This is a genomic window from Pseudomonas sp. 57B-090624, from assembly GCF_003234055.1.
Classification (GTDB): Bacteria; Pseudomonadota; Gammaproteobacteria; order Pseudomonadales; family Pseudomonadaceae; genus Metapseudomonas; species Metapseudomonas tohonis.
In genome coordinates this window covers 1-19166 of sequence record NZ_QKRU01000035.1, presented here as the reverse complement: position 1 = coordinate 19166, position 19166 = coordinate 1, and the positions used below count along the sequence as shown (strand labels likewise).

21 protein-coding genes are annotated in these 19166 nt (G+C 64.2%); 10 read left to right on the top strand and 11 right to left on the bottom strand.

Annotated elements, in window-relative coordinates; all coding sequences use genetic code 11:
- The first annotated feature begins 8 nt into the window (after positions 1 to 8).
- Genes DMX10_RS17370 through trpC form a run of 3 tightly spaced genes read left to right on the top strand, consistent with a single transcriptional unit; the run spans position 9 to position 2486 of the window.
- Positions 9 to 602, top strand: coding sequence for an aminodeoxychorismate/anthranilate synthase component II (locus DMX10_RS17370; RefSeq protein WP_111262239.1), 594 nt, complete (start codon positions 9 to 11; stop codon positions 600 to 602).
- Between the two features lies 1 nt (position 603).
- Positions 604 to 1653, top strand: a complete 1050-nt coding sequence (gene trpD, locus DMX10_RS17365; protein WP_111262238.1) for an anthranilate phosphoribosyltransferase — start codon at positions 604 to 606, stop codon at positions 1651 to 1653.
- Entirely contained in the window at positions 1650 to 2486 is an 837-nt protein-coding gene (trpC, locus tag DMX10_RS17360; protein ID WP_111262237.1) for an indole-3-glycerol phosphate synthase TrpC, read from the top strand. Before trpD ends, trpC begins: the two co-directional genes overlap by 4 nt.
- 53 nt (positions 2487 to 2539) lie before the next feature.
- Here trpC and crp read toward each other — a convergent pair whose 3' ends face one another.
- Positions 2540 to 3184: a cAMP-activated global transcriptional regulator CRP gene (crp, locus tag DMX10_RS17355; protein ID WP_021221613.1), complete on the bottom strand. Its 645-nt coding sequence runs from the start codon at positions 3182 to 3184 to the stop codon at positions 2540 to 2542.
- Positions 3185 to 3423: 239 nt separating this feature from the next.
- Between crp and DMX10_RS17350 the strand changes: the two genes are divergently transcribed.
- Together DMX10_RS17350 and speD are read left to right on the top strand one after the other, a co-directional pair.
- Positions 3424 to 3846 carry an OsmC family protein gene (locus DMX10_RS17350; RefSeq protein WP_111262236.1) on the top strand — a complete coding sequence of 141 codons (423 nt, stop codon included), beginning with the start codon at positions 3424 to 3426 and terminating at the stop codon, positions 3844 to 3846.
- 226 nt (positions 3847 to 4072) lie between these two features.
- Positions 4073 to 4867 (top strand): adenosylmethionine decarboxylase, encoded by a 795-nt coding sequence (speD, locus tag DMX10_RS17345; RefSeq protein ID WP_111262235.1) that lies wholly within the window; start codon positions 4073 to 4075, stop codon positions 4865 to 4867.
- Between the two features lie 117 nt (positions 4868 to 4984).
- Here speD and coq7 read toward each other — a convergent pair whose 3' ends face one another.
- From coq7 to DMX10_RS17330, 3 genes are all read right to left on the bottom strand, one after another.
- On the bottom strand, positions 4985 to 5632 hold the full coding sequence (coq7, locus tag DMX10_RS17340) for a 2-polyprenyl-3-methyl-6-methoxy-1,4-benzoquinone monooxygenase (protein ID WP_111262234.1): 648 nt from the start codon (positions 5630 to 5632) through the stop codon (positions 4985 to 4987).
- A gap of 68 nt (positions 5633 to 5700) precedes the next feature.
- Positions 5701 to 6510 (bottom strand): formylglycine-generating enzyme family protein, encoded by an 810-nt coding sequence (locus DMX10_RS17335; protein ID WP_111262233.1) that lies wholly within the window; start codon positions 6508 to 6510, stop codon positions 5701 to 5703.
- Complete coding sequence (locus DMX10_RS17330; RefSeq protein WP_111262280.1) at positions 6510 to 6848, bottom strand: histidine triad nucleotide-binding protein; 339 nt, start codon at positions 6846 to 6848, stop codon at positions 6510 to 6512. Before DMX10_RS17330 ends, DMX10_RS17335 begins: the two co-directional genes overlap by 1 nt.
- Before the next feature lie 89 nt (positions 6849 to 6937).
- Between DMX10_RS17330 and DMX10_RS17325 the strand changes: the two genes are divergently transcribed.
- Positions 6938 to 8419, top strand: coding sequence for an AAA family ATPase (locus DMX10_RS17325; protein WP_111262232.1), 1482 nt, complete (start codon positions 6938 to 6940; stop codon positions 8417 to 8419).
- A gap of 40 nt (positions 8420 to 8459) precedes the next feature.
- Here DMX10_RS17325 and DMX10_RS17320 read toward each other — a convergent pair whose 3' ends face one another.
- The 5 genes from DMX10_RS17320 to hemJ all read right to left on the bottom strand — a co-directional run bounded on the left by DMX10_RS17320 (position 8460) and on the right by hemJ (position 13188).
- Positions 8460 to 9248 carry an SDR family oxidoreductase gene (locus DMX10_RS17320; RefSeq protein ID WP_111262231.1) on the bottom strand — a complete coding sequence of 263 codons (789 nt, stop codon included), beginning with the start codon at positions 9246 to 9248 and terminating at the stop codon, positions 8460 to 8462.
- A gap of 53 nt (positions 9249 to 9301) precedes the next feature.
- The gene (locus DMX10_RS17315; protein WP_111262230.1) at positions 9302 to 10414 is read right to left on the bottom strand and encodes a DUF805 domain-containing protein; all 1113 of its coding nucleotides are present in this window, start codon (positions 10412 to 10414) and stop codon (positions 9302 to 9304) included.
- Between the two features lie 96 nt (positions 10415 to 10510).
- Positions 10511 to 11773 carry an alanine racemase gene (locus DMX10_RS17310; RefSeq protein WP_111262229.1) on the bottom strand — a complete coding sequence of 421 codons (1263 nt, stop codon included), beginning with the start codon at positions 11771 to 11773 and terminating at the stop codon, positions 10511 to 10513.
- On the bottom strand, positions 11770 to 12732 hold the full coding sequence (locus tag DMX10_RS17305; RefSeq protein ID WP_111262228.1) for a nitronate monooxygenase family protein: 963 nt from the start codon (positions 12730 to 12732) through the stop codon (positions 11770 to 11772). Before DMX10_RS17305 ends, DMX10_RS17310 begins: the two co-directional genes overlap by 4 nt.
- Before the next feature lie 30 nt (positions 12733 to 12762).
- Positions 12763 to 13188, bottom strand: coding sequence for a protoporphyrinogen oxidase HemJ (gene hemJ, locus DMX10_RS17300; protein WP_111262227.1), 426 nt, complete (start codon positions 13186 to 13188; stop codon positions 12763 to 12765).
- 191 nt (positions 13189 to 13379) lie between these two features.
- On the opposite strand from hemJ, the gene DMX10_RS17295 reads away from it, so the two are divergent.
- The 3 genes from DMX10_RS17295 (at position 13380) to erpA (ending at position 14956) form a co-directional block, all read left to right on the top strand.
- Positions 13380 to 14105, top strand: a complete 726-nt coding sequence (locus tag DMX10_RS17295; RefSeq protein WP_236206249.1) for a DUF6776 family protein — start codon at positions 13380 to 13382, stop codon at positions 14103 to 14105.
- Positions 14106 to 14110: 5 nt separating this feature from the next.
- Complete coding sequence (locus tag DMX10_RS17290) at positions 14111 to 14524, top strand: polymer-forming cytoskeletal protein (RefSeq protein ID WP_111262278.1); 414 nt, start codon at positions 14111 to 14113, stop codon at positions 14522 to 14524.
- A gap of 81 nt (positions 14525 to 14605) precedes the next feature.
- Positions 14606 to 14956: an iron-sulfur cluster insertion protein ErpA gene (gene erpA / locus DMX10_RS17285; RefSeq protein WP_111262226.1), complete on the top strand. Its 351-nt coding sequence runs from the start codon at positions 14606 to 14608 to the stop codon at positions 14954 to 14956.
- A gap of 63 nt (positions 14957 to 15019) precedes the next feature.
- Here erpA and DMX10_RS17280 read toward each other — a convergent pair whose 3' ends face one another.
- Both DMX10_RS17280 and DMX10_RS17275 read right to left on the bottom strand, forming a co-directional pair.
- Positions 15020 to 16111: an anhydro-N-acetylmuramic acid kinase gene (locus tag DMX10_RS17280; RefSeq protein ID WP_111262225.1), complete on the bottom strand. Its 1092-nt coding sequence runs from the start codon at positions 16109 to 16111 to the stop codon at positions 15020 to 15022.
- A gap of 4 nt (positions 16112 to 16115) precedes the next feature.
- Positions 16116 to 17552 (bottom strand): peptidoglycan DD-metalloendopeptidase family protein, encoded by a 1437-nt coding sequence (locus DMX10_RS17275; RefSeq protein WP_111262224.1) that lies wholly within the window; start codon positions 17550 to 17552, stop codon positions 16116 to 16118.
- A 180-nt stretch (positions 17553 to 17732) separates the two neighbouring features.
- Here DMX10_RS17275 and tyrS point away from each other — a divergent pair, with 180 nt between their 5' ends.
- On the top strand, positions 17733 to 18932 hold the full coding sequence (gene tyrS / locus DMX10_RS17270) for a tyrosine--tRNA ligase (RefSeq protein ID WP_111262223.1): 1200 nt from the start codon (positions 17733 to 17735) through the stop codon (positions 18930 to 18932).
- Positions 18933 to 19166: the final 234 nt, after the last annotated feature.

The following is a 19166-nucleotide window of genomic DNA, read 5'->3' as shown; positions in this document are numbered from 1 at the left end:
ATCGCCCCATGTTGCTGATGATCGACAACTACGACTCTTTTACCTACAACGTGGTGCAATACCTCGGTGAGCTGGGCGCGGACGTGCACGTGATCCGTAACGACGAGCTTTCCGTCGCCGAGATCGAGGCACTGAACCCCGAGCGCATCGTGGTTTCGCCCGGCCCATGCACCCCCACCGAGGCGGGGGTGTCCCTCGAGGTGATCCAGCACTTCGCCGGCAAGCTGCCGATTCTTGGCGTATGCCTGGGCCACCAGAGCATCGGCCAGGCCTTCGGTGGCGACGTGGTGCGTGCGCGCCAGGCCATGCACGGCAAGACCAGCCCGGTGTTCCACGAGGACCTGGGCGTGTTCGAAGGGCTGAACAACCCGCTGACCGTGACCCGCTACCACTCGCTGATCGTGAAGCGCGAGACACTGCCGGAGTGCCTGGAGATCACCGCCTGGACCCAGCACGCCGACGGTGCGGTGGACGAGATCATGGGCCTGCGCCACAAGACGCTGAATATCGAGGGTGTGCAGTTCCATCCGGAATCCATACTCACCGAGCAAGGCCACGAGCTGCTGGCCAATTTCCTCAAGCAACAAGGCGGGGTGCGCTGAGATGGATATCAAGGAAGCCCTCAACCGCGTGGTCAACCAGCTGGACCTGACCACCGAGGAAATGCAGGACGTGATGCGCCAGATCATGACCGGGCAGTGCACCGACGCACAGATCGGTGCCTTCCTCATGGGCATGCGCATGAAGAGCGAGACCATCGACGAGATCGTCGGGGCGGTCTCGGTGATGCGCGAGCTGGCCAGCCGTGTGGAGCTGGAGTCGATGGCGCGGGTGGTTGACGTGGTCGGCACCGGTGGCGACGGCGCCAACATCTTCAACGTCTCCTCGGCAGCCAGCTTCGTGGTCGCCGCGGCAGGCGGCAAGGTCGCCAAGCACGGCAACCGCGCGGTGTCCGGCAAGACCGGCAGCGCCGACGTGCTGGAAGCGGCCGGCATCTACCTGGACCTGAAGCCCGAGCAGGTGGCGCGCTGCATCGAGCACGTCGGCGTCGGCTTCATGTTCGCCCAGGTCCACCACAAGGCCATGAAGTACGCCGCCGGCCCGCGCCGTGAGCTGGGCCTGCGCACCCTGTTCAACATGCTCGGCCCGCTTACGAATCCGGCCGGTGTGAAGCACCAGGTGGTCGGCGTATTCAGCCAGGCGCTGTGCCGCCCGCTTGCCGAAGTGCTCAAGCGCCTGGGCAGCGAGCACATCCTGGTGGTGCATTCGAAGGATGGCCTGGACGAGGTCAGCCTGGCCGCGTCGACCCATGTCGCCGAGCTGAAGGACGGCGTGGTCACCGAGTACCAAGTGCAGCCCGAAGACTTCGGCATCAAGAGCCAGAGCCTGATCGGCCTCGCCGTGGACAGCCCGCAGCAGTCGCTGGAGCTGATCCGTGACGCACTGGGTCGGCGCAAGACCGAGAATGGCCAGAAGGCCGCCGAGATGATCGTGCTCAACGCCGGTGCCGCGCTCTATGCGGCGGACCACGCGAGCACCTTCAAGGAAGGCGTGCAGCTCGCCCATGACGCCCTGCACACCGGCCTCGCCCGCGAGAAGCTGGACGAGCTGGCCTCCTTTACCGCGGTGTTCCGAGTGGAGAATGAAGCGTGAGCATCCCAACCGTTCTTGAAAAGATCCTTGCCCGCAAGGCCGAGGAAGTCACCGAGCGCCGTCTGCGCGTGCCCTTCTCCGAGGTCGAGGCCCTGGCCCGCGCCGCCGATGCGCCCCGGGGCTTTGCCCGCGCGATGCTGGGGCAGGTCGCGCGCAAGCAGCCGGCGGTGATCGCCGAGATCAAGAAGGCGTCGCCGAGCAAGGGCGTGATACGCGAGAACTTCGTGCCGGCGCAGATTGCCCGCAGCTACCAGGACGGCGGTGCGACCTGCCTCTCGGTGCTGACCGACATCGACTTCTTCCAGGGCGGCGACGCCTACCTGCAGGAAGCCCGCGCCGCCTGTTCGCTGCCGGTGATCCGCAAGGACTTCCTCATCGACCCCTACCAGGTGGTCGAGGCACGGGCGTTGGGCGCCGACTGCGTGCTGCTGATCGTCTCGGCGCTGTCCGATGCGCAGATGAGCGAACTGGCGAAGACCGCCAAGGACGTGGGGCTGGATGTACTGGTGGAGGTGCACGATGGCGATGAGCTGGAGCGTGCGCTGAATACGCTGGACACCCCGCTGGTGGGGATCAACAACCGTAACCTGCACACCTTCGAGGTCAGCCTGGAGGCCACCCTGGATCTGCTGCCGCGGATTCCGCGCGATCGTCTGGTGATCACCGAAAGCGGCATCCTCAATCGCGCCGATGTCGAGCTGATGGAGGTGAGCGAGGTGTTCGGCTTCCTCGTGGGCGAGGCGTTCATGCGGGCCGAGGAACCTGGCACCGAGTTGCGCCGGCTGTTCTTCCCCGAACGTGGCGGGGTGAGCCGGGCGGTCGATCCTGACTGACGGAAGTGCACATGGAAAAGCCGGCGTCCTGCCGGCTTTTTCATGTGCGCGTCTCAGCGGGTGCCGAATACCACCATGGTCTTGCCCTTGACGTGTACCAGGCCCTGTTCCTCCAGGCTCTTGAGTACGCGGCCGACCATCTCCCGCGAGCAGCCGACGATGCGACCGATTTCCTGGCGGGTGATCTTGATCTGCATGCCGTCCGGGTGAGTCATGGCGTCGGGCTGCTTGCAGAGGTCCAGCAGGGTGCGAGCGACGCGACCGGTGACGTCGAGGAAGGCCAGGTCGCCGACCTTGCGCGTGGTGTTGCGCAGGCGATCCGCCATCTGGCTGCCCAGGGCGTAGAGGATCTCCGGGTCCTGCTGGGTCAGTTCACGGAACTTGGCGTAGCTGAGTTCAGCGACTTCGCATTCCGTCTTGGCCCGTACCCAGGCGCTGCGTTCCTTCTCGGTTCCTTCCTTTTCGAACAGCCCCATCTCGCCGAAGAAGTCCCCGGAGTTGAGATAGGCGATGATCATTTCCCGGCCGTCGTCATCCTCGATGAGGATGGTGACCGAGCCCTTGATGATGAAGAAGAGCGTCTCGCAGCGGTCGCCCGCATAGATGATGGTGCTCTTCGCCGTGTAACGACGGCGGTGACAGTGCGCTAGCAGCTTGTCGAGGTTCTTGATTTTAGGTGTGAGGGTAATAGCTACCATGCCCGAGTCCCGAAATTTTGAAGGTAAGCCTTTGTCCAACAGGCACTTTCTTATTAGTTATCTGGCTAAGTGTGCCAGTTATCCGGCGTCAGCTTAACAGACGGACCGTGACCGGTGATCCGAAATTGAGACGCAGGTAACAACTGCCGGGGAACTAAACGACCAACGTATGTGACACGCGGCGCCTCCTGGGCGCTGTGATAAGCTGGCGACCCTTTTTTTCAGCCTGGAGTCTGGCGATGAAAGCGCGTATCCAGTGGGCGGGCGAAGCCCTCTTCCTCGGCGAGTCCGGCAGCGGCCATGCCGTGGTGATGGACGGTCCGCCGGAGAGCGGCGGTCGCAACCTCGGCGTGCGTCCGATGGAAATGCTGCTGATCGGCCTGGGTGGTTGCACCAACTTCGACGTGGTGAGCATCCTCAAGAAATCCCGCCAGCCGGTGGAGAGCTGCGAAGCCTTCCTCGAGGCCGAGCGCGCCGACGAAGACCCCAAGGTGTTCACCAGGATCCACGTGCACTTCGTGGTCAAGGGTCGCGGCCTGAAGGAGGCGCAGGTCAAGCGCGCCGTCGAGCTTTCCGCCGAGAAGTACTGCTCCGCCTCCATCATGCTCGGGCGCGCCGGCGTCGAGATCACTCATGATTACGAGATCGTCGAGCTCGGCTGACCGACGTACACCCGATCATCATATTCGGGGCGCAGACTCTGGCAGGTGACGCCCGTCGACTGCATAATGCGCCCCCTCGTTTTTCCGGGGCACTCCGCCCCAGAACCGATAACCACAATCGCCATCGCGAAGAGGTGTAAACCGTCCTACGCAGAAGTCACTGTGCGCTTCTGACGGGCATGCTCAACAACGCGGCAGGGCCGCAATGAACAGAGAGTTCCCAACGGTGAAAAGCAAACTCAAGCTCCACGGGTTCAACAACCTGACGAAGACCTTGAGCTTCAACATCTATGACATCTGCTATGCAGAGACCCCCGAGGACCAGCAGGCCTACGTCCAGTACATCGACGAAGAGTACGACGCCGAGCGCCTGACCCAGATCCTCACCGACGTGGTCGACATCATAGGTGCGAACATCCTCAACATCGCCCGCCAGGATTACGATCCCCAGGGCGCCAGCGTGACCATCCTCATTTCCGAGCAGCCGGTGACGCCCACCGACAGCCAGATCGAGGAGTCCCCCGGCCCGCTGCCCGAGACCATCCTGGCCCATCTGGACAAGAGCCACATCACCGTTCACACCTACCCGGAAATCCATCCGGTGTCGGGGATCGCGACCTTCCGCGTGGACATCGACGTTTCCACCTGCGGCGTGATTTCGCCCCTGAAGGCGCTCAACTACCTGATCCACCAGTTCGACTCGGACATCGTCACCGTCGACTATCGCGTGCGTGGCTTCACCCGCGATGTTGAAGGTCGGAAGCACTTCATCGACCACGAGATCAACTCGATCCAGAACTACCTCTCCGACGATACCCAGGACGCGTACCAGATGACGGACGTGAACGTGTACCAGGAGAACCTGTTCCACACCAAGATGCTGTTGAAGAACTTCGACCTGGACAACTATCTGTTCGGCGACGCGACCTCCAACCTGACCGCTGAGCAGCGCAAGCAGGTCGAAGAGCGCGTCCGGCACGAGATGCTGGAAATCTTCTACGCGCGCAATATGCCGCGCTGACGCGCGGGGGCTGCAAGCTCGAAGCCGCAAGCAGCACGTGAAAAGTACAAAGGGCGCCTGGGCGCCCTTTGTCGTTCTTGCAGTTTGCTTGCCGCTTGAAACTCGCCGCTTGCGGCTTCAGACCCTATACGTGCTCTTGGTCATCACCTTGGAAAGCAGCGTCATGCCGAACTTCACCGGAGCGGGGAAGCGCAGGCCGCCGGCCTCCAGCGCGGTAGTGGCGTGGTGCTCTTCGTCCGTACGCATCTGCTCGAGGATGGCGCGGGACTTGGCGTCCTCGGCGGGAATCTGCTGCAGGTGGTCGTCCAGGTGCTTGCAGACCTGGTCCTCGGTGGCGGCGACGAAGCCGAGGCTGACCTTGTCGCTGATCAGGCCTGCGACGGCGCCGACACCGAAGGACAGGCCATAGAACAGCGGGTTGAGCACGCTGGGGCGGCCACCGAGTTCGCGGATACGTTGTTCGCACCAGGCCAGGTGGTCGATCTCCTCCTCGGCGGCGTGCTCCATCGCCTTGCGCACTTCCGGCAGCTTGGCGGTCAGTGACTGCCCCTGGTACAGGGCCTGGGCGCAGACTTCACCGGTGTGGTTGATACGCATCAGGCCGGTGACGTGGCGGCTGTCCGCCTCGCTCATGGGCGCTTCGTCCTGCAGGTTCGCCGGGTTGGGGCGATAGGGCTGGCCCTTGAAGGGCAGCAGGGTCTTGAGGGCCGCATCGGCCTGGAGCAGGAAGCGGTCAACGGGGGAGTACTGGCGTTCGGTGGCCATGGGGCACCTCCGGTAGGCAAGAATGCCGAGCAGTTTAACCCATCGGAACTGCCCGGGTTTGACCGGGATCACTGCAGCTCGCGCAGCACCCGGAAGCCCAGGGCGTAGTCGTCGTGCCCCGGCTGCTTGAGATCACGCAGGCTGGTTCGCAGGTAGGCCGGTCCGCTGTTCCAGGCGCCACCCCGCACCACGCGCGGGCTGCGGTCGAGCAGCGCCGCAGCCTGCGTCTCGCTGCCGTCGAAGGGGGCGACGAAGCGCGAAGCGGTCCATTCCCAGACGTTGCCGGCGGTGTCGTGCAGCCCGAAGGCGTTGGCTGGGTACTGGCCCACCTGCGCGGTCTTGCCGCGGATCGCATTGGGCGTGCCGCAGCCTCGGCAATGGGCGCGTGGTGCGCTCTCGCTGCTGTCCAGTTCGTCGCCCCACCAGTAGTAGCCACGGCTGCCGGCCCGCGCGGCATATTCCCATTCCGCCTCGGTGGGCAGCCGGTAGCGCTGGCCCGTGGCCTTGCTGAGCCAGTCGCAGTAGGCGCGGGCGTCGAACCAGTTCACGTGGATCACCGGGCGCTGCCCGGAAAGGCCCCAGCCTTCGTTATCGGGCATCGGCTTGCCGGTCGCGCTCGCGTAGCGCTGCCAGTCGTCGAAGGTCAGCTCGAGGCGACCGATTGCGAAGGGTTTCTCGATGACCACGGGGTGTGGCGGGCGCTCGTTGTCGTTGCCGCGCCCGGTGGTATCGCCCATGAGGAATTCGCCCGCAGGGACCACCACCAGCTCGGGGCCCTGGGCGCCGTCCGGCAGTGCATCACGCAGGCGCTCGCCGGCCTGTTGGGCCAGGGCGGCGAGCGGTAGCAGCGAGAGGGCGAGGAGTAGCGTGCGGCGCATCAGCCCGGCGGCCAGTGCAGCTGGCGCTGACCGAGCACGTGCATGTGGATGTGGTAGACGGTCTGGCCACCCAGCTCGTTGCAGTTCATCACCACGCGGAAGCCTTCGTCGCAGCCCTGTTCCTTCGCCAGGCGCTGGGCGGTATGGACGATATGCCCGGTCAGCGCCTTGTCGTCCTCGGTGAGGTCGTTGAGGGTGGCGATGTGCTTCCTGGGGATGACCAGGAAGTGCACCGGAGCCTGGGGGGCGATGTCGTGGAAGGCGATCACGTGATCGTCTTCATAGAGCTTGCGCGCGGGGATGTCCCCAGCGACGATTTTGCAGAACAGACAGTCCACGGACATTCTCCGGCCTGTTATAAGAAGCCCCCGAGTTTAGCGGCGCGTGTTTATCCCGGCCAGCCTGCCTGGCTGCACAAGGAGCCTGTGTGAAGAACGACATCCACGATCTGGGGCTGGTGCTGGACTCCAAGGTCAAGCTCATCGTCATCGAGTCCTGGGACGAGCAGCGCGTGCTGGAGACCCTGACCACCCTGGCGGTCAAACGCGGGCTCGGCCTGTTCACCTGGGCGGTGACCGAGGGCCTGCAGCGGCTCGGTTTCGGTGGCGACCCGGTAGGCGATGGCGCGAGCACCGATGCGGAAGCCGCGTTGCGCCTGATCAAGGCCGACCCGCAGCCCAATCTCTACGTGATGTGCGACCTGCACCCCTTCTTCGACGACAACCCCAAGCTGGTGCGCCTGCTCAAGGAAGTCGCCATGGCCGAGGCCATTCACAAGCCGACCCTGGTGCTGGTCTCCCACGCGATGAAGCTGCCCGCCGAAGTGCAGCGCTACAGCGCGCGCTTCAGCCTGGCGTTGCCGAGCGAAGACGAGTTGCTGGCCATCGTCCGCGAAGAAGCCACGCGCTGGAGCGAGCGCAACCGTGGCGCTCGCGTGCGCACCGACAACCGTACCCTGCAGCAGGTGGTGAAGAACCTGCGCGGGCTCAGCCATGGCGAGGCGCGTTCGCTGGCGCGCAACGTGATCTGCGATGACGGCGCCATCACCCAGGAGGACCTGCCTGAGCTGAACAAGACCAAGTTCCAGCTGCTCGACCTGGAAGGCGTGCTCAGCTTCGAATACGACACCGCGCGCTTCGCCGACGTCGGTGGGCTGGCCAACCTCAAGCGCTGGCTGGGCGAGCGGCAGAGCGCCTTCATGGAAGCCAAGCCGACCAACATGCCCAAGGGCATGTTGCTGGTGGGCGTGCAGGGCGGCGGCAAGAGCCTGGCAGCCAAGGCGGTGGCCGGTCTCTGGGGGCTGCCGTTGCTGCGCCTGGACTTCGCCTGCCTGTACAACAAGTTTTTCGGCGAGACCGAGCGCAACCTGCGCGATGCTCTCAAGCTGGCCGAGCAGATGGCGCCCTGCGTGCTGTGGATGGACGAACTGGAGAAGGGGCTGGCCAGCGGTGACCAGGACGGCGGCGTGAGCCAGCGCGTGTTGGGCACGCTGCTGACCTGGATGTCGGAGCGCAAGGCGCCGGTGTTCATGGTGGCCACCGCCAACGCCATACACCGCCTGCCGCCGGAGCTGGTGCGCAAGGGGCGCTTCGACGAGCTGTTCTTCGTCGACCTGCCTGGCGCCGAGGTGCGGGCCGAGATCTTTCGCATCCACCTGTCCCGCCGCGACATCGACCCCGCCCAGTTCGATCTGCCGGTCCTCGCGGCATCCAGCGACGGTTTTTCCGGCGCCGAGATCGAGCAAGCGGTGGTGGGGATGCTCTATGCCGCGCAGGCGGCCCAGGTCGGCGTGAGCCAGGCACTGCTGCTGCAGCAGTTGCTGGGTACGGCGCCGCTGTCGGTGGTGATGGCCGAGGAGCAGGCCAAGTTGCGGACCTGGGCGGACGGGCGTTGCGTGAAGGCCGACTGACACGGCTGGACTTGAAGAAAGGCGCCTCGCGGCGCCTCTTCTATTTCGGGAGGTAGGCCTTGTTGATCCGCCCGGCCAGGCGCCGGACCAGCCAGCGCGGCGACAGGCGCGGGCTCACCGCCAGCAGGCGGTTGCGCCAGCCGGGGATGATGATGGCGCGGTTCTTTTCCAGCGCCTTCACGGTGATCAGGGCGACTTCCTCGGCGCTCATCATCAGCTTGCTGCCTTCGAGCTTCTCGCCGGCCATCCGCGCACCCCGGAAGAATGCGGTGCGGGTCGGGCCGGGGCAGAGCACCGAGACGCCGACGCCATGGACCTTGAGTTCTTCGCGCAGCCCTTCGGAGAAGTGGAGCACGTAGGCCTTGCTGGCGTAGTAGTTGCTCATCCAGGCGCCAGGCTGGAAGCCGGCGACCGAGGCGACGTTGAGGATCTGGCCGGTGCCACGGCTGGCCATGGCGCCGCCGATTTCATGGCAGAGACGGGCGAGGGCGAGGACGTTGAGCTCGATGAGCTCCTGTTCGCGGCTCCAGTCCTGTTCGACGTAGAGGCCGGACGTGCCGATGCCGGCGTTGTTCACCAGCAGGTCGATTTCCCGCTCGCCCTGGTTCAGCTCATGCAGCAGCCCGGAGAGTTGCAGGGGTTCGGAGAGGTCGCAGGTGCGGTAGAGCACTTCCACGCCGAAGCGCTGGGTCAGTTCGTAGGCGATGCTCTCCAGCGCGTCGCGTTGCCGGGCCACCAGGATCAGATGGCGGCCCCGGCGAGCCAGGGCTTCCGCCAGGGCGAGGCCTAGGCCGCTGGAGGCGCCGGTAATCAGGGCAAAACGAGGCATCGCGAATCTCCGTGTCGGGGCCGGGTTGGACAACGTCAGCCCCGGGAGGTTGCTCAGTTGGACTCGAACTCTTCCTGCTCGGCGGGTGTTTCCGCCTCAGCCGGGTCGGCCGACTCGGCGGGATCGACGTACTCGCCTTCCTCGGTGGGTTGCGCGTACTCGCCGTCGGCCGGCGCTTCGTAGCTGCTCATCTCGGAGCGTTCTACGTAATCCTGGTAGGCCGGGATGCTGATGGCCGCGAGGATGCCGAAGACCACGGGGATGACCAGCCACATCCAGGCCAGGACCTTCACCGCATTGGTGTTCGGCGGCGGTGGTGCGCCGAAGCGGTTGGCGCCGGTGGTGCCGGGGATGAACAGCAGCAGCAGGGGGAAGACACTGCCGACGATGGGCACGAAGTTCAGCAGGTAGAGCCAGCCCGACCAGCCGATGTCGTGCAGGCGCTGGACGTTGATCTGCACGCTGACGACGATGGCGGCGATACCCAGCACGGTGGCGATGAGGCCGCCGACGATCGGGTGGATGGCGAAGCCGATGCCGGCACCGACGCCAAGCACGACCAGCAGCGCGATCATGAACACGAAGGACCAGGCCAGGTAGCGCACTCGGCCGATACGGCCGGTGATGCCGAATGGGCGCAGCTCGCAGTACTGCGGCAACGCTTCGCCAACCTGCGCCTGCGGGGTGGCGTAGGGCGAGGTCGCGGTGCCGGCCACGGCGGGGGTGGTTGCCGGGGCGCTTTCGGCCAGTTGGGCCTGACGCGCCAGGTACTTCTCGATGATGATGCCGCAGGCCTGGCATTCGACGGACTTGGCCTGCTCATGGCCGCATTTGGGGCAGGTCATGGTTCCGGTGTCCTGCTCGGCTTCGACGGCTGCCAGGGTCTCCGGATTGGGGTGGTCCTCGGTTTCCACCAGGCTGAAGCCGGCGGCGAGGTCCTGTTCCTTGCGCACCTGGGCGCCGGCACGTTGCAGGGCGGCCAGGTACTTGTCCGCTTCGACTTCCTCGAGGTCGCGCTTGAGCGCAACGGGGCGTCCACCGAACAGGCTGTCGATCTTGCTGGCGTCGCTCTTGAAGAGCTTGGCGAGGTTCTCCTTCACGGTTTCCAATGCCACACCGGGCATCAGTTCTCCTTCGAAGACGATCTTGTAGCGGGCATCGGACATGCGGGCATCCTTGTCGGCGGCTGGTTGGGGATGGCACAGCGTAATGGTGGCGTACCCTGCGGCACAAGCGGCCTGCCGCACAAAAAGCGGAGCCGGTCAGGCGGCTGGTTGCGGCTTCCAGGTGCCGACCAGCTTGCCATGGCGGAGCAGGCGCAGTTCGCCGAAGCGATTGAACAAGCCTTCGCAGAGCAAGGGACGCAGGAACACCCAGTTGTCCACGGCGAGTGCCGTGCCGGCGGAGCCGATCAGGCGCTCCTGGTTGGCGCTGCGCCCGTAGATGCCGTCATAGGACAGGCCCCCGGGCGAGACCGGTTGCGCCGGCCAGCGACCGCCATAGAGGTAGTAGGCGTTGTGCCGGTTGGGGTTCCAGGCTTCGAGTGCGCCTTGTGCCTGTTGCAGGTAGGGAAGGGCGCCGCTCTGTACCTTGAGCACCGGAGCGGCGATCCAGATCGCACTCTGGTGGCTGGACAGCAGGGGCGTATCGAACTCGACGGGCTTGAGCAGGGCAGAGCCTACCGCGACCTCGTTCAGCGGCGTCGTGCCCTTCGCGTGCAGGGGATAGGTGAGGCTGCCGGCGCCGTTGAGCAAGGGCTGCCGGGGCCAGATGGCGGGGAAGCCCCGTGCGGCCTCGATGAACGTCGTGTAGCGGGCATTGGCGGTTTCGAACGCATCCTGGCTGCCGGTCCAGAAGGGCGCGTGGGCCACCTGGGCGTCGTAGCCCATCAGGCCGCGCAGGTGCAGCAGCGGCTGGTTGTCGGCCAGCAATCGCAGGGTTTGCGCCAGGCTCGCGGTGTCCGGGTGGCCGCCGCGCTGCAGGCCGATATCGATCTCCAGTGCGATATTCATGGGTTTTTGCAGGGCCTGGGCCAGTTCGAGGTACTGGGCCAGGCGTTGCGGGCTATCGACCAGCCAGGTGAGCTGGCGCGATGGGTCGAAGGGCTGGCCGTTGCCCAGTTGCTGGTAGAAGGCGAGCGCTGCCGCGACCGGTAGCGGCTTGCCCAGCAGCAGGTCGGCATCTGGGAATGCCTGTGCCAACTGGTTGATCTGGGGTTGGTGGAAGACCATGAAGCGGCGTGTATCCAGGCGCTTGGCGAGGTACTCGAGCAGCCCGTTGGAGGCCAGGGATTTGGCGACCAGGCGCAACGGCAGCTTGCCGAGGCGCCGGGCGAGCAGGTCGGCGTTGGCATCGAGCCGGTCGAGGTCGATGACCAGTTGCGGCACGCCGCCGCCTTCCTGTTTCAACAGGTTCTGCAGGCTGGCGAAATAGGGCGCATGGGGGCGGCCCTGGTCGCCGGGGCGCATGGCCCACAGCCCGAGCGCTCCGAGTGCGCCCAGGCCGAGCAGGTGCCGACGCTTCATCCTGGCCAGCGCTGGCCGAGGCGGTTCGCCCGCTGGGTGGCGGCACGGTACTCGTGGTCGAGGCGTGTGATCAGTTCTGCGACCGTCGGCAGGTCGTCGATGTCGCCCACGCCCTGGCCGGCTGACCAGACGGTCTTCCAGGCCTTGGCCTCGTCGCTGATGGGCTTGAGCTTCTCGCCGTAGTTGATGTCGGCCTTGTCGGTCAGGCGCTTGAGGTCGTAGCCGGCGGCTTCGAGGCTCTGGCGCATGAAGCTGGCCGGGACGCCGGAGACGGCCGGGGTGTGGACGATGTCGGCGGCGCGGGCGTCGAGGATCATCTGCTTGTAGGGGCTGTCGGCGTTGCTCTGGCGAGTGGCGATGAAGCGGGTGCCGAGGTAGGCGAGATCGGCACCGAGCATCTGTGCGGCGAGGATCTCGTGGCCGTGGTTGAGGCAGCCGGCCAGGAGCAGCGTCTTGTCGAAGAACTGGCGGATTTCGGCGACCAGGGCGAAGGGGCTCCAGGTGCCGGCATGGCCACCGGCGCCTGCCGCTACGGCGATCAGGCCGTCGACGCCGGCTTCGGCGGCCTTCTCGGCATGACGACGGGTGGTGACGTCGTGGAACACCAGGCCGCCGTAGCTGTGCACCGCATCGACTACTTCTTTTACCGCGCCCAGGCTGGTGATGACGATGGGGACCTTCTTCTCGACGCAGATGGCCAGGTCGGCCTGCAGGCGCGGATTGCTGTGGTGGACGATGAGGTTGACCGCGAAGGGGGCGGCATCGGCCTGCAGACCCGCTTCGATCTCGTCGAGCCAGGCGCGGAAGCCTGCACTGTCGCGCTGATTGAGCGCGGGAAAGCTGCCGACGATGCCCGCATTGCTGCAGGCCATGACCAGCTCCGGACCGGAGATCAGGAACATGGGCGCGGCGACGACGGGCATGCGCAGGCGTTGTTCGAGCAGGGCGGGCAGTGACATCGGGCGTTCCTCGTATGGGGCAGTCGGGGGTCAGAAGGGTTTGATCACCACCAGGATGACGATGGCGAGCAGGAACAGGACCGGGACTTCGTTGAACCAGCGGTAGAACACGTGGCTGCGGCCGTTCTCGCCACGGGCGAAGCGCTTGAGCATGGCACCGCAGACGTGGTGATAGCCGATCAGCAGGAACACCAGGGTGAGCTTGGCGTGCAACCAGCCCTGTTTGAGCCAGGCGGGATTGAGGTAGAGCATGCCGGCGCCGATCAGCAGGGTGAGGATCATGGAGGGCTGCATGATGCCGCGGTAGAGCTTGCGCTCCATGATGCAGAAGCGCTCGCGGCTGGGCGTGTCTTCGGCCGAGGCGTGGTAGACGAACAGGCGAGGCAGGTAGAAGAGGCCGGCGAACCAGCATACGACGGCGATGATGTGGAAGGCCTTGAGCCAGAGATAGAGCATCGGATGTTCCCTGATGTGAGGTGGGTCCGATAGTAGAGGCTCCGGCGGTCATGCGTCACCTCGGCGGTTGGCCCTTGGCCGATGCGGCTTTATCATCGGCGGCTTTCCGGTCTTAGGGTGCGGTCGATGTCCAAGCTAGCCATTCGCGATGGCGTTCTGTCTCCCCGGTCGCCCTCTGCCGTGCTTCGCTGATGTCGCGCTGGGAGGTCCGAATCAGTGACCCGCGCCGCGAGCGGCTGGTGCGCTGGTTGGTAGTGGTGTTGCTGCTGGCGCTGCCGGTGGCGTTCTTCGTGGGTGGCTGGCTGCGCGCCGAGGGCCTGGCGGATGCCGTGGCCGAACGCGACAGCCTGCGTGCGCAGCTGGATGAGCGCACCCGTGCGCTCGATCAGTTGCAGCAGCGCCAGGCGGTGCTGGAAAGCGGTGAGCGGTTGGGTCACCAGGCCAACGAGCAGAGCCGCCAGAGCATCAAGATGATGGAGGAGCAGGTTTTCAAGCTGCAGCAGGAGCTGGCGTTCTACCGGGGCGTGCTGGCGCCGGACAGTCGCCGGGAGGGACTGCGTATCCGCGCCTTCGAATTGCACGGCACGGACCAGCCGCAGCGCTTCCGTTTCCGGCTGATGCTCAGCCGGGTCGGCAAGGATGACCAGCCGATCAAGGGCACGCTGCAGGTGCGGGTGATCGGTCGCCAGGATGGCAAGGAGGCGAGCCTGGAGTTGGCTGCACTTTCCAGCGAGATGGCGCAGCAGGATGTCGTTTTTTCCTTCAAGCACTTCCAGGCGATTCCCGAGGCGGGACGTTTCGCCGAGCTGCAGCTGCCCGAAGGTTTCAGTCCCCGTCAGGTAAAGGTGCGAGCACAGGTGGACGGCCAGCAGAAACCGCTGGAGCGCACATTCGAGTGGATCGACGAGGAGTCATGACGATCATGTTCAACAAACAGAAACCCAAGGCTGATCTGCAGCGTTTCAGCGGCAAGACCAGCATCATCGCCATCGGCGCGGAACTGGAGGGCGATCTGCGCTTCCAGGGTGCTGTCCAGGTGGACGGTCGCCTCAAGGGCAATCTAAACGCCAGCGAAGGATTGGTCAGGGTCAGCGTCGAAGGGCTGGTGGAGGGGGAGATACGCGCGCCCCACGTGATCATCGACGGCGAGGTGGTGGGCGATGTGTTCGCCTCCGAACACCTGGAGCTGGGCGCCAAGGCGCGTGTTCGCGGCAATCTCTATTACGGGCTCATGGAGATGGCCATGGGGGCGCAGATAGAGGGGCGCCTCGGGCACATCAAGGAGGCACAGCGCCTGCTGGAAGCGCCGGCCAGCCCGGAAAACACGGACGCTTAATAGTTGACCAGTTTTCTAGGGTAAGCGGATAATGCGTGGCCACAGCGCAGTAAGGCGGCGTCCAGCCGGGAGAGTTACAGCATGAGTGTCGAATCCTTCACCCCCACAGCCCTGATGTTTACGCATGGAGCGGCAAACAAGGTGAAGAACCTGATCGATGAGGAAGGCAATCCGCGGCTCAAGCTGCGTGTCTTCGTCACGGGCGGTGGCTGTTCGGGCTTCCAGTATGGCTTCACCTTCGATGAAGACGTGGCTGACGACGACACCATCGTCGAGCGCGACGGTGTGAGCCTGGTCGTCGATCCCATGAGCTTCCAGTACCTGGCCGGTGCGGAAGTGGACTATCAGGAAGGCCTCGAGGGTTCGCGCTTCGTGATCAAGAACCCGAATGCCACTACTACCTGCGGTTGCGGTTCGTCCTTCTCGATCTGATCGCTGTTCGCTGATGCAGAAACGCCGTGCTCATGCACGGCGTTTTCGTTTGTGCGGTTTGCTTCAAGCGGGATGGATGGCGCCGAGCACGCGCAGGCCCCTGGCGCCGGTCACGCTCGGGCGGTTGGCGGGGATGCCTTCGAGGCAGCAGTGGGCCAGCCAGGCGAAGGCCATGGCTTCGACCCAGTCCGCAGGCACGCCACGGCTGTCGGTGGCGCTGACCTGGGTTCCGGGCAGCAGTTCGGCGAGGCGGCGCATCAGGGCGCCGTTGTGGGCACCGCCACCGCACACCAGCAGTTCGAGGGTGTCGGCCTGGGCGGTCTTGAGCGCATCCACCATGCTGCGGGCGCTGAGTTCGAGGAGGGTGGCTTGCACATCCTCGGGCTTGAGGGGCGGCAGTTTGGCGAGGTGTGCCTGGAGCCAGTTCAGGTTGAACAGTTCACGACCGGTGCTTTTCGGGCCGCGTGTGCTGAAGAAGTCGTCCTCCAGCAGTGTGTCCAGCAATGACGGTTGTGCTTGGCCGCTGGCCGCCCACGCTCCGTCACGATCGTAGTCTTGGCCGTGGTTGAGCTGGATCCAGGCATCCATCAGCACATTGCCGGGACCGCAGTCGAAGCCGCGCACCGGTTGGTCGGGCTCGATCAGTGACAGGTTGCTGAATCCACCGATGTTGAGCACTGCGCGGTTGCCATTGCGGTCGTCGAAGAGCGCTTCATGGAAGGCGGGCACCAGAGGGGCGCCTTGGCCGCCGGCGGCGACATCGCGGCGGCGGAAATCACCGACCACGGTGATGCCGGTGAGCTCGGCCAGCAGGGCGCAGTTGCCGATCTGGATGGTGAAGCCGCGCACCGGTTCGTGGCGCACGGTCTGACCGTGGCTGCCGATGGCGCGGATGTCGGTGGCCGCGAGGCCCTTTTCGCGAAGCAGCAGGTCGATGCCTGAGGCGGCGAGTTCTACCCAGCGCCGTTCGGCCAGGGCCGCACGCGCGAGTTCGTCCTCGCCGGGCGCGCAGAGCGATAGCAGCTCCTGGCGGAGCGAGTCGGGCATGGGGATGTAGTGTGAGGCGATCAGGCGAGTGCGCTCGCCTTGGTCGATCAGGGCGATGTCCAGTCCGTCCAGGCTGGTTCCGGACATCACTCCGAGGTAGCGCGGCATTGGATCAGCGCTTGTTCTGCGCGAGCATGGTGGCCTTTTCCTGGTCCATGCGTGCCATCAGCGGTTTGCTCATCTGCAGGAATCGCTTCTTCTCGGCGCTGGCCAGCGGATCGGCCATGGGCAGCTTCACGCCGAGCGGGTCGACGTGTTGGCCGTTGACCTGGAATTCGTAATGCAGGTGGGGACCGGTGGAGAGCCCGGTTGTGCCGATGTAGCCGATGATCTGCCCTTGCTTGACGGTGCCGCCGGTCTTGATGCCCTTGGCGAAGCCCTGCATGTGGCCGTAGAGGGTCCGGTACTTGCCGCTGTGCTGGATGATCACCGCGTTGCCATAGCCGCCACGACGACCGGCCAGGACGATCTTGCCGTCGCCGGTGGCCTTGATAGGCGTGCCGCGCGGGGCTGCGTAGTCGACACCTTTATGGGCCCGGATCTTGTTGAGGATCGGGTGGCGGCGGCCGATGGAGAAGCGGGAGCTGATGCGGGCGAAGTCCACCGGTGTCCGGATGAAGGCCTTGCGCATGCTGGTGCCGTCGTCGCGGAAGTAGCTGGCGATGCCCTGGCTGCTGGTAAAGCGAACGGCGCTGTAGGTCTTGCCACGGTTGGTGAAGCGCGCGGCGAGGATGTTGCCGGTGCCTACTTGCTTGCCGTTGACTGACTTCTCTTCATAGATGACTTCGAATTCGTCCCCTTCCCGGATGTCGAGGGCGAAGTCGATGTCGTAGTCGAAGATGTTCGCCAGGTCCATGGTCAGGTTGTGCGAGAGACCCGCGCGCTTGGCGGAGAGGAACAGCGAGCTGTCGATCACGCCGCGGGCGTAGGCGGGGTGGATATCCGGTTTGGCCAGGTCACGCTTGAAGTCATAGCCCTTGTCGGTCTTGGACAAGGTCACGGTCTCGAGGTCGCTGAGCTTGGAATGCAGGCTCTGCAGCTCGCCTTCGGGAGAGAGGCGGAACTCGAACGCCTGGCCGACCTTCAGACGGCTGAGGTCCTTGGCATCCTTGCTGCTGTTGAGCACGTCATGCAGAACGGTAGCGGACAGGCCGACCTTGCTGAACAGGGTCGACAAGGTGTCGCCGTTGCCGACGGTTACGGTGTGCAGGCCGGGCTCTTTGGGTGGTTCGCTGGATGCTAGGTCGGTTGAGGCTTCGTCCTTGTCCGCGTCTTTGTCGGCGCTGTTCTGGTCGTCCGCAGGGCGCTCAATGGATGCGAATGGCGAGCTGCCCTCTTCTCCGTTGACGGTGTCTGATCGGAGGTCGTCCTTCTCCTGGATGAGGGCTTCGGAGCCGTTCTCCATTTCCAGATTGATGTAGGTCTTCTTCGCCTCGACTTCACGAGACGGGAACACCAGCAAAGCCAGGCTGAGCAGCGCAGCTACACCGCTTGCGGCCAGCAAATGGCTTTTCGGGTAGCGCGGCGCTTTAGGAACGATATGCGTCATGGCGAGTGGTGTTTTTAGAATGTGAACTAACTGCCTAAAATATAACCAAAATACGGCGTAGGCAACCTCAAGATCCTGCCTTCCGCCGGTTGGTACCGACCCGGGCGCAAAACTTGTAATTAGTCAGCGATCTTGTATGTTTGGTTCCCTTTTGGTTTGTCGAGCGGTTACGGGGCTTTCATGAAGTCGGTTGAAGAGCAGCTGGCGCTTATCAAGCGCGGCGCAGAAGAGGTTCTGGTCGAGTCCGAGCTGGTAGAAAAGCTCAAGCGGGGGCAACCCCTGCGCATCAAGGCGGGGTTCGATCCGACTGCGCCCGATCTGCACCTTGGACATACCGTCCTTATTAATAAGCTGCGCCAGTTCCAGGAGCTGGGGCATCAGGTGATCTTCCTGATCGGCGACTTCACTGGAATGATCGGCGACCCCAGCGGCAAGAGCGCCACCCGCCCTCCGCTTACTCGCGAGCAGGTCCTGGACAACGCCGAGACCTACAAAAGCCAAGTGTTCAAGATTCTCGATCCTGCGAAGACTGAAGTGGCGTTCAACTCCACTTGGATGGATCAGCTGAGCCCGGCGGATTTCATTCGCCTTTCGTCCCAGTACACGGTGGCGCGCATGTTGGAGCGCGATGACTTCGACAAGCGCTACAGCAGCAATCAGCCGATCGCGATCCATGAGTTCCTCTATCCGCTGGTTCAGGGTTATGACTCGGTAGCGCTGCGGGCGGATGTCGAGCTGGGGGGCACCGATCAGAAGTTCAATCTGCTGATGGGGCGTGAACTGCAGCGCGCCTACGGGCAGGAGTCCCAGTGCATCGTCACCATGCCGCTGCTCGAAGGCCTGGATGGCGTGAAGAAGATGTCCAAGTCTCTGGGTAACTATGTGGGTATCCAGGAAGCGCCGGGCGTGATGTATGGCAAGCTGGTATCCATTCCTGATGCGCTGATGTGGCGCTACTTCGAGCTGCTCAGCTTCCGCTCCATGGAAGAGATCGAGCAATTCCGTCGCGACATTGAGCAGGGTGCAAATCCGCGCGACATCAAGATCAAGCTGGCGGAAGAGATCGTGGCTCGCTTCCATGGGGAAGAGGCTGCGGCGTCTGCGCATCGTTCTGCGGGCAACCGTATGAAGGAGGGCGAGCTCCCTGAGGATCTTCCGGAAATCGAGTTGGTAGCAGAAGAGGATATGCCGATTGCTTCTGTCCTTAATAAGGCAGGGCTGGTGAAGAACGCTGCTGTCGCTCGTGATCTGCTCGGTTCTGGTGGTGTTCGTGTAGACGGCGCGGTAGTTGATCGCGGCTTCATCTTCAAGCGTGGCGCCGTGCATGTCTGCCAAGCTGGCAAGAAGGCGTTTGCGCGTATCTCGTTGAAGGTTGAATGATTTTTTCATTTAAGTGTTGACGTGCCGTTTCGTATCCCTATAATGCGCACCACTTCCACAGCGGAATCCAAGAAAAACCTCTTGTAAATCAATGGGTTGAGTAACTGGAGGGTGGTCAGGCCAAGGCTTGATCGATGCGGTGGAAGGGTGGCGCCAGGTTGGTTTCAGGTGTCGCCGGTTTCGTTCGGATGACTCCGAAAGAAACTGAAAAGGAGGTGTTGACAGCGGGTTGAA

Bases quoted from the DNA above. Each gene is read 5' to 3' on its own strand.
- DMX10_RS17370 (WP_111262239.1), top strand. From the start codon at position 9: ATGTTGCTGATGATCGACAACTACGACTCTTTTACCTACAACGTGGTG.
- trpD (WP_111262238.1), top strand. From the start codon at position 604: ATGGATATCAAGGAAGCCCTCAACCGCGTGGTCAACCAGCTGGACCTG.
- crp (WP_021221613.1), bottom strand. From the start codon at position 3,184: ATGGTAGCTATTACCCTCACACCTAAAATCAAGAACCTCGACAAGCTG.
- DMX10_RS17350 (WP_111262236.1), top strand. From the start codon at position 3,424: ATGAAAGCGCGTATCCAGTGGGCGGGCGAAGCCCTCTTCCTCGGCGAG.
- coq7 (WP_111262234.1), bottom strand. From the start codon at position 5,632: ATGGCCACCGAACGCCAGTACTCCCCCGTTGACCGCTTCCTGCTCCAG.
- DMX10_RS17335 (WP_111262233.1), bottom strand. From the start codon at position 6,510: ATGCGCCGCACGCTACTCCTCGCCCTCTCGCTGCTACCGCTCGCCGCC.
- DMX10_RS17320 (WP_111262231.1), bottom strand. From the start codon at position 9,248: ATGCCTCGTTTTGCCCTGATTACCGGCGCCTCCAGCGGCCTAGGCCTC.
- DMX10_RS17315 (WP_111262230.1), bottom strand. From the start codon at position 10,414: ATGTCCGATGCCCGCTACAAGATCGTCTTCGAAGGAGAACTGATGCCC.
- DMX10_RS17310 (WP_111262229.1), bottom strand. From the start codon at position 11,773: ATGAAGCGTCGGCACCTGCTCGGCCTGGGCGCACTCGGAGCGCTCGGG.
- DMX10_RS17305 (WP_111262228.1), bottom strand. From the start codon at position 12,732: ATGTCACTGCCCGCCCTGCTCGAACAACGCCTGCGCATGCCCGTCGTC.
- hemJ (WP_111262227.1), bottom strand. From the start codon at position 13,188: ATGCTCTATCTCTGGCTCAAGGCCTTCCACATCATCGCCGTCGTATGC.
- DMX10_RS17295 (WP_236206249.1), top strand. From the start codon at position 13,380: ATGTCGCGCTGGGAGGTCCGAATCAGTGACCCGCGCCGCGAGCGGCTG.
- DMX10_RS17290 (WP_111262278.1), top strand. From the start codon at position 14,111: ATGTTCAACAAACAGAAACCCAAGGCTGATCTGCAGCGTTTCAGCGGC.
- erpA (WP_111262226.1), top strand. From the start codon at position 14,606: ATGAGTGTCGAATCCTTCACCCCCACAGCCCTGATGTTTACGCATGGA.
- DMX10_RS17280 (WP_111262225.1), bottom strand. From the start codon at position 16,111: ATGCCGCGCTACCTCGGAGTGATGTCCGGAACCAGCCTGGACGGACTG.
- DMX10_RS17275 (WP_111262224.1), bottom strand. From the start codon at position 17,552: ATGACGCATATCGTTCCTAAAGCGCCGCGCTACCCGAAAAGCCATTTG.
- tyrS (WP_111262223.1), top strand. From the start codon at position 17,733: ATGAAGTCGGTTGAAGAGCAGCTGGCGCTTATCAAGCGCGGCGCAGAA.